This window comes from Azospirillum formosense (assembly GCF_013340925.1).
Classification (GTDB): Bacteria; Pseudomonadota; Alphaproteobacteria; order Azospirillales; family Azospirillaceae; genus Azospirillum; species Azospirillum formosense.
This window is the reverse complement of sequence record NZ_WHOR01000531.1, coordinates 1-875: the sequence shown is the minus strand read 5'-3', so window position 1 is coordinate 875 and position 875 is coordinate 1. Positions and strand designations below refer to the sequence as shown.

General features: G+C 75.0%; 1 pseudogene. It reads left to right on the top strand.

What is annotated here, in order from left to right:
* Positions 1 to 875 (top strand): annotated as a pseudogene (locus tag GBZ26_RS29625) (hypothetical protein); the annotation flags it as partial.

Genomic DNA, 875 nt, shown 5'->3' with positions numbered 1-875 from the left:
GTGGTCGGCAACGCCGCCGCCGCGGCGCAAGGGGCATGGCAGTACTGGACCGGCAGCGGCTGGGCCGACATCGGCGCGGTCAGCGGCGGCAACGGCCTGCTGCTGGCGGCGACCACGGCGCTGCGCTTCGTTCCCGCCGCCAACTGGAACGGCACGACCCCGGCGCTGACCGTCCGGCTGGTCGACACGTCGCAAGGCCCGATCGCCAGCGGCGCGCGGGTCGACGCGACGAGCATCGGCGGCGACAGCCGCTACAGCGCCGGGACCATTGCCCTGACCGGAACCGTCACCGCAGTCAACGACGCCCCGGTGGCGACGGGCACGGCGGCCACCCTGCCGACCATCGCCGAGGACACCGTCAATCCGACGGGCACCAGCGTCACCGCCCTGTTCGGCCCTCTGTTCTCCGATCCGGCGGACGCCGTGGCGGGCGGCTCGGCCGCCAACGGCTTCGCCGGGGTCGCCATCGTCGGCAACGCGGCGACCGCCGGGCAAGGCGTCTGGCAGTACTGGTCGGGCTTCGCCTGGATCACCGTGGGCGCGGTGGCGGAAGGCTCGGCCCTGGTCGTCGCCGCCAACGCGATGCTGCGCTTCGTTCCCGCCGCCGACTGGAACGGCACCACCCCGGCCCTGACCGTCCGGCTGATCGAGGGCGGCGGCGCCCCCGTCGTCACCGGCGGCCGCGTCGACCTGACCAACGGCGTCGGCGGCAGCACCGTCTACAGCGCCGACACCATCGCGCTGACCGGCACCGTCACCCCCGTCAACGACGCGCCGCAGATCACCGCCGGCACGACGGCACTGGCGACGGTGAAGGGCGCCGCCGTGGCGGTCACAGCCCTGTCGGTGGCCGACATCGCCGCCGGCGCGCAGCC